Annotated in this window: 3 protein-coding genes and 1 tRNA gene; 3 read left to right on the forward strand and 1 reads right to left on the reverse strand. The window is 42.6% G+C overall.

All coding sequences use genetic code 11. From position 1 onward, the window contains the following. Positions 1-72: 72 nt before the first annotated feature. Positions 73-146, forward strand: a tRNA-Ala gene (locus ABZB17_RS17270). A 105-nt stretch (positions 147-251) separates the two neighbouring features. Here ABZB17_RS17270 and ABZB17_RS17275 read toward each other — a convergent pair. Next, positions 252-3,086 carry a triple tyrosine motif-containing protein gene (locus tag ABZB17_RS17275; protein WP_372651947.1) on the reverse strand — a complete coding sequence of 945 codons (2,835 nt, stop codon included), beginning with the start codon at positions 3,084-3,086 and terminating at the stop codon, positions 252-254. Between the two features lie 307 nt (positions 3,087-3,393). Here ABZB17_RS17275 and ABZB17_RS17280 point away from each other — a divergent pair, with 307 nt between their 5' ends. Next, positions 3,394-6,426 carry a SusC/RagA family TonB-linked outer membrane protein gene (locus ABZB17_RS17280; RefSeq protein ID WP_372651949.1) on the forward strand — a complete coding sequence of 1,011 codons (3,033 nt, stop codon included), beginning with the start codon at positions 3,394-3,396 and terminating at the stop codon, positions 6,424-6,426. A gap of 12 nt (positions 6,427-6,438) precedes the next feature. Further along, a complete protein-coding gene (locus tag ABZB17_RS17285) occupies positions 6,439-7,971 on the forward strand; it encodes a RagB/SusD family nutrient uptake outer membrane protein (protein ID WP_372651951.1) in 1,533 nt (510 codons plus the stop codon). Positions 7,972-8,127 lie beyond the last annotated feature (156 nt).

Genomic DNA, 8,127 nt, shown 5'->3' on the forward strand with positions numbered 1-8,127 from the left:
CAGGACTGGAAAATACTGAAAAAAATAATTGCAGTTTAAATAAAAATATTTTTATATTTGCAGCCACGTTTTGGGGGATTAGCTCAGTTGGCTAGAGCGCTTGACTGGCAGTCAAGAGGTCACCGGTTCGACTCCGGTATTCTCCACAGAAAAGGAGCAGTTCGAAAGGATTGCTCCTTTTCTATTATATACCAATACGATTTTTCGTATGCGAGGCCGTGATTTAACACCTCTTTGCAAAAGTTTAAATGTCACACCGAAAGCATCACATCTGTAAGCGAATCCTCCGGTTCCAGATTGAGCTTTTTCCTTAATTTATAACGATGGTTTTCAACACCGCGAATGGATATACCCAGCAGCGGAGCAATTTCTTTCGAAGATAAATTCATCCGCAGATAAGCACACAATTGCAGGTCGCTCGAAGTAAGATCGGGATATTTGTTCTTCATCTTATGGAAGAACTGTTCGTGTGCCCGCTCAAAATTGTTCTCAAAAATCTGGCGGTCGTCACGGCTCGAGATATTTTCGTCGATTTTGTTGTTCAGGTAATTAAAATACTTGTCGGGGTAACGCGATCCCAGCTCTTCTTTTTGTTTCCGTATGATGTTTTTCAGGTCGATCAGAAATTCGTTTTTACGAATAATGGCCATGGTAGAGTTGGCCAGCTCTTTACTTTTAAACCGCACTTCGCTCCGTAGTTTATCGTTTCGCAGGCGAATGAGTTCTCGCTCGCGTTTTTCGTGTTGCAATTGCTCTTTCTTTTGAGTTTGTTTTACCCCCCACCGCCGGAATAGCAAAAGCGCTCCGATTAAAATAAACATATACAGAAATATGGCCAGTTTGGTAGCCAACAGTGGTGGCAAAATTTTAAAATTGAAGGTGTAAAGCTGACTCTCGTTACCCCAGATATCAACAGCTTTTACCTGTAACTGGTATTCTCCGCGCGGTAATCTTTCAAACTGAAATTCGGGGTCGGTCACACTTCCCGACCAGCCCTGATGTAAGCCCCGTAAAAAATACTTGTACGATACCGGAAATTCGTTGAGCATAGGGAAGGAGAAACGGAATTTTACGTTGTTCAACGTGTTTTTAATCTCGGGTTCACTGGTGTTAAGAGGTAAAAATACCGATCTCCCGCCGTTGCTTTGCAGCTCAATACTTCTCACTTCAGGTGCGTACCGTCCAACCATACTTATGGCGGAGTCGCTTACCGAAGCATCAAGAAAAGCCAGGCCGTTTTGCAAACACAAAATACCGGAGTATTGATTTAACGGAAGGATATTTTCGAATCCATCAACCAGTAACGGATCGTTGAACAACGACGTTGGGAACTCTTTAATCAGTTTAACATCGGTTTGTACAATGGAGAACAGACCTATTGATGTTGGTTCGATAAACCAATAATAATTGTTGGGCGCTTTTATTATCCGGTTGGACGCCGCATACTTTCCCAAACTGGCGTTTATTGTATCGTAAGGAAGAATGGTATTGGTAAGATCGTCGAAGGTATATAACTTTTCGCCGGTAGTAAATACAATGCGTTTTTCAATTTTAAAAACATGTATTGAATGGTCTTTTCCAAAAGTCTCCTCTCCGAAATATTCAGGTTCGTCCACGGCTTTTGTACGCTCTTCATCCACCTGAATTTTAAAAATCCCGCGATGCATATGGCTGGCCCAGATATTTCCTAAATGATCGAATTCAATATAACGGATCAGGTTACTAAAATCCTCGATGTAGTTTCTAAACTCAATTCCCTTTTTGGTTTTGTTGTATACAACAATGCGGTTATAGGTCGATTGCAAAAGCAAATCGGGATGAAACGGATCCTGCACAAAATTAAATGCGCCTCCTTCCGAGGATATTGCTCTTTTTTCTCCATTCCTCAGCGCAAAACTCCCCTGGTTGTGCCCTATTAATAGTTCGTCGTCACTTACTTTCAGATCCCATATCTGATCCTGTGTGCCTGGCACAAGTTTAATATCATCGCTATTCAAATCGAGCGATCTTTCAAACAAACCCTGATTTGTACCAAGGTATAGTTTGTTCTCGAAAATGGCCGTTGAGTAGATAGCACCCGCGCCCGGTAACTTTTTAACTACAAAACTTTTGTTGGGATTGTCGGCAACAAAACCAATTCCAATATCGAGTGCCAGCCAGGTATTCCCGCGTTCATCGTTAGCAATACCCAACACCGTGTTATTCGGAAGCCCGTTTCTTGAATTTACATGTGTTATCAGTTTCCCGAACCGATCAAATACCACAATTCCGTCAACCAGCGAACCAATAATAAATTGTCCGTTTTTATTTCGGCTGGCCCGGTTGAGCTCGTTCTCAATAAAATACGAGGTCCAGTCATCGTTCCATTGATTCAGCCCGGTTCCATCCCAAACAAAAATTCCTCTGTCGGCAGTACCAATCAGCAGGTTTTCGTTATTCCCGGGGATAATAAATTTAACCGTTGTTCCGATAAGCGAATCATCGAAAATAATTCGTTTTACTTCATCCTTTTCAACCTCCCAGATTCCATTGTCTCTGATCGCCACCAAAACACGGTCGTTTACCTGGTTCATTACCGAAATACCACCACCAAGTAGCAACGAATAAATACTGTCGTTATGGTAGGTAAGTATATTGCCAAACGATTGAAAATACACATTATCATCTTTTACCGCGATGTTCCAAAATTCCAGGTTCGGATTATCTTTTAAAAAAACGGCTGCTTTCGGGTTTAGCGATTTGTAAACCAGTTCGCCCGTTGGTGTTGGTTTCCAATAACCCAGCTCCATGTATCCACCGGTGTATACAATCGAGTCGCCAACGGCTTTTACCGAGCGTACAATTGTGTTATTTGGCAACCGGTTCATCGTCCAGTTGGTTCCGTCGAACGAAAGAAGTCCCGCATGATTGGCAACATAAACAATCCCATTGTTGGCAATACTAACACCCCAGTTTTGCCGGGCCCCTTTATAGATGGTCTGATCAAACTTTACCACTCCCGTTTCCTCCTCCAAAGCCAGGGAAGTGATAGCCCAAACCACCAAAAAGATGGTACCAATGATCGATTTTGTTCCGGTTTTTAGCATCGAATGTTAATGATTTAACAGATGACAAATGGATGCAATTCCTCTATTTTCTACTCTAAACCCCATTTTTTACGAAATAAATAAAATTAAATGTATAAAAAAATAAAAAGAATTCACAAACAAACAACCATTTTAAACACTGTTATACAACTACTTACAATTATTGTTTATTCTACAGGATGAGGTAATGATGAGGTTGTTAAAGCGATTCACTTTCGCCGAAAGTATCAATAGTGTATTTATTTGATTGTTTTCCGCCATGCTGTCACCGTAACTTTGACGTCAAACTAATTCAAATTTTAAAGTTATGCGAAAAACATTCTTTATTGTATTTCTCCTTTTTTCGTTTTCAACCCTATTTGCGCAGGATAGAATTTCTATCGGCGGCTCGGTGGTTGATCCAAACGGAATAACTCTTCCGGGAGTATCCGTTTTGGAGAAAGGAACAACTAACGGAGTTGTTACAGACATTGACGGCAATTACACATTGTCGGTTAAACAGGGAGCCACTGTAGTTTTTAGTTACATTGGTTTTTTATCACAGGAAATAAAACCACAACAATCAGGAACTGTCAACATTCAATTACAGGAAGATGTTGTGGGATTGGAAGAAGTGGTTGTGGTTGGTTACGGATCGATGAAAAAAGCCGATCTTACCTCTTCAATTTCCACACTGAAATCAGACGAACTGGTAAAAACACCTGCCGGACAGGCCATGCAATCGTTGCAAGGAAAAGTTGCCGGTGTTCAGATTGTAAACTCAGGATCACCGGGTAGTTCACCAACAGTTCGTATTCGCGGTATCGGATCATTTCCGGGAAGCAGTAATTCATCGCCTTTGTATGTTGTTGACGGAATGTATTTCGACAACATCGATTTCCTTAACCCATCGGATATTGAAACTTTATCGGTTTTAAAAGATGCATCCGCATCGGCAATTTATGGAGTTAGGGCAGCAAACGGAGTGGTACTTATTACCACAAAAAAAGGTTCGCTAAACACGCAAACCAGTATAACCTATGAAGGATACTACGGTATTCAGGTTCCGCAAAACGTAATGCAAATGGCCAACGCCGAACAATTTGTTGATTACGTTTACCAAACCGGTTCGGCAGCCGACATTAGTTTTGTTGAAAATGCGATGCAGCGTTATGGCCGTAGCCGCGTGAACCCGAATGTACCAAACGTAAATACCGACTGGTATGCCGAGATTATGAAGTCGCATGCCCGCCAGCAAAACCACTCGGTTTCGGTGTTGGGTGGTAACGACAAAACGTCTTACTCGATGGGAGTGAATTATTACGATCAGGAAGGTTTGCTGGAAGCTGAAGATTCGTACAAAAGGATGAATATTCGTGCATCAATCGATCACCAGGCAAACAGCTGGTTAAAAACCGGGGTTAACTTTAATGTAAGTAACGGAACCCGCTACATTGCAAGCGATGCAGCCTGGTTTAGCGCGTATCATGCTGTACCAATCCTTCCGGTATACGACCAGCAAAATTATGACGATTTAGTAGCACAGGGGATTGATTACCCAAGTAATTATTCGAGTGCACAATTATTGGATTATCGCGGTTCGCAAAACCCGTTTTTAAATCTTGCTTATAACGATTCGCGTCAGGATATCAGAAAAATACTTGCCGGTATTTATGCCGAGGTTGACATCCTTCCAAATCTGTTAACATTTAAAAGTGCATACAATTCGTCAATGATGTTCCTGAAGTCTCGAAGTGTTGGATTGCCTTATTACATCACTAACTCGACACGAAGAACTCTATCTTCCATTTCATCATCGCGAACCACCAATGTAAATCATTTCTTTGATAACACATTGACATATACTGACAGTTTTGGCGACCACAATATTACCGCAATGGCCGGTATGTCGTACCGCGACGAGTGGTATGATTATCTGGGCGGTTCGGCCGAAGATATTCCGCTGAACGAAAATGCATGGTACATTAACCAGTCGCAGTCGGAAACATCAAAACAAGTTGGAGATAACGGAGAGCGTCTGTACGGTGTTTCTTATTTCGGACGTTTATCATACAACTACGATAACAAATACATCGCTTATTTCACCATCCGTCAGGAAGGAACACAAAAGTACCAGGAGAAATGGGGAACTTTCCCTGCCTTTGGTTTAGGATGGGTAGTTACCGAAGAAAGTTTTATGGAAAATGTTGGTTTTCTTAACTACCTTAAATTAAGAGGTGGATGGGGAAAACTGGGCAACGATAAAATTGCCCGCCAGGATGGAGCAAACACTACCAACCCGGTATTTTTGGCAATCGACGATATGCAGGTTGACGGAACAACAACAACAAGTACTTTTGGTTATTTGGGTTGGGAAACCGTTACCGGAACAAACATTGGTTTAAACGCCGAATTGTTTGACAACCGTTTAACCATTGATGCCGACTACTTTATCCGCGACACGGAAGATGCTGCTATCCCGGTAAGTTTGAAATTGCAATCGGGAAGCGTTTTACGTAACGTTGGTACCATCCGTAACTCAGGTTTGGAACTGGCAGTAGGCTGGAGAAACGAAATTAACAGAGATTTTAGCTACAACCTTGGTGTGAACATTTCAACACTGAAAAACGAAGTTCGCGACCTTTACGGACAATCGTACATTAACGGAGGTCAGGCCGAGTTCAGACAACGTTCTCAGGTTGGCGAGCCATTGCTTTCATTCTATGGTTACGAAGTAGCAGGAATTTACCAAAATGAGGCCGAAATTAATGCTGATCCGGTAGCTGTTGCCAATTCACTGGTTCCGGGCGATTTCAGGTTTGTCGATCAGAACAATGATGATGTGATCAACGACGACGATAAAGTATTCCTTGGTTCGTATATTCCAACGTTCTCTTACGGCGGATTTATCGGACTGAACTATAAGGATTTCGAATTCTCGATGAACATTATGGGCCAGACAGGTAACAAAATTCTTAACCGTAAACGTGGTGAGATCATATGGACAAACGACACCAACATCGACGCTGATTTGGCCAAGGGATTATGGACAGGCGAAGGCACATCGAACAAATATCCATCGGCTTCGGCACTACGTCGCGGATGGAACCAGAACTTTAGCGATTACCTGGTTGAAGACGGAAACTTCTTCCGCATCCAGAATATTCAGCTGGCGTACAACATTGATGGCAAAAAGCTGCTTGGTGCCGGGCTGCCCGATGCCAGAGTTTTTGTAACTGCTGAAAAGCCGCTTACTGTATTTAAATACAACGGATTCAATCCTGAAGTTAACAACGGTATCGACCGCCAGTTTTATCCGGTTCCGGCCGTTTATACAATTGGTGTAAATCTCAAATTCTAAACACTTTAAGACATGAAGAAGAAACTATTTATAAAATATTTTACACCCGTACTATTAAGCGGGCTGTTATTGATATCGGGAATTGGATGCACCGACAAACTGGACCAACCGTTTGAGAACGAATCGTTTACCAGCGATGTAGATTATACCATTGGCGAGAATATGATTTTACCATTACTGGGAGCCTACCATGGTTTGTACACCCGCGCATGGGAAGAGCCATTAACACTGGGAATCAGAGGCGACGATGTAAATGCTGCCGGCGATCAGGTTCCAATGCAGGAACAGGATAATTACATGTACCAGGCCAGTCACTGGAATCCAAACTCGGTATGGCAACAACACTACAACGACATTGTAAATGCATTTACTGCAATCGACGAAATCAATAAGTACCGCGAAGCATCGGGTAATAATGCTATGGCCGATCAGTACATTGCCGAATGTCGTGTAATGCGTGCTTACCTATACCTTAACATTGCACGAACTTTTGGAGGCTGTATCGTTATCGACCAGCTGGATAATATCCAGAATACACCGGTGAGTAACAAAGCACAGGTTATGCAGTATATTGTAGACGAAATGACCGATGCAATTCCAAACCTTCCGGATATGCATCCAAACAAACGTTCTGATATTCCTGGAGGTATGACCACTTACACTGCTTATGCAATTCAGGCACTGGCTTACCAGGAAATGAAAGATTACCAGGGTGTGGTAAATGCAACGTCGCAAATTATCAACTCGGGCGAATTCAAGTTAGCCGACGACTTTTATCACCTGTTTAAAAAGGCAGGTAAATTGGATGACGAGAATATAATGGAATTCCAGTATTCCGATTTCAACCAGGGTGAAGGCGACCGTTTTGGTTTCCTGTTTGCCCCATTTGGTATTGGCGGATGGACACCTGTTATAACCGGTGCCGGAGCAGGTTGGGGATTTTATGAGCCCACACTGAAATACATCGAATTTATGCTCGACAGAGGCGAGAGTGTACGTCTGGAAACCAGTGTTATTTTCACTCCCGACGGAATCACCGAGTTGAGAAATGACTATGGTACAATTCCTGAGTGGATTACCAATACCAACCGCGAAGGTGATATTTTTAACAACAACGCCCGCATGAATTTTGTGAGTGGAAAACACAGCCAGCCTTCTACTGAACTGGTTCCCGGAAGAACATCTTACGGAAGTAACAAAAACTTTATCGTTATCCGCTATTCAGAAATGTTGCTGATGTACGCCGAAGCGATTACCCGTGGTGCATCAAGCAGTATTTCAATGAGTGCCGACGATGCAGTGAACGTGGTTCGCGCACGTGCCGGATTAACCAACTTGTCGGGTGTTACAACACAAGATGTACTGGACGAAAAATTTGCCGAACTGGCAATGGAATGGGGTACCCGCTATTACGATATGGTGCGTACGGAAAACACTAGTGCCCTGTCGTATGGTGGAAGAACATTTACGATGGACAAAGCCTATTTGCCATTCCCGGCCGATCAGGTTGCTGAATTACCACAATTGGAAGAAGGAATTGACTAAAACGATAAAACATGAAGACTTATAATAAATTATTTATACTTGCATTGATATTGTTTGCTTTCAATGCATGCGATCAAAACTACATCGATGGAATATCGGCTGTAGATCCGGGAGCAGATGAAACAGCTCCTCAGGTTACCATTAACTTTCCGCCCG

It is taken from the genome of Draconibacterium sp., from assembly GCF_041583095.1.
Lineage (GTDB): Bacteria > Bacteroidota > Bacteroidia > Bacteroidales > Prolixibacteraceae > Draconibacterium.

What these genes read in the sequence shown, in the direction of transcription:
- ABZB17_RS17285 (WP_372651951.1), top strand. Translation starts at nt 6,439, where the DNA reads ATGAAGAAGAAACTATTTATAAAATATTTTACACCCGTACTATTAAGC.
- ABZB17_RS17280 (WP_372651949.1), top strand. Translation starts at nt 3,394, where the DNA reads ATGCGAAAAACATTCTTTATTGTATTTCTCCTTTTTTCGTTTTCAACC.
- ABZB17_RS17275 (WP_372651947.1), bottom strand. Translation starts at nt 3,086, where the DNA reads ATGCTAAAAACCGGAACAAAATCGATCATTGGTACCATCTTTTTGGTG.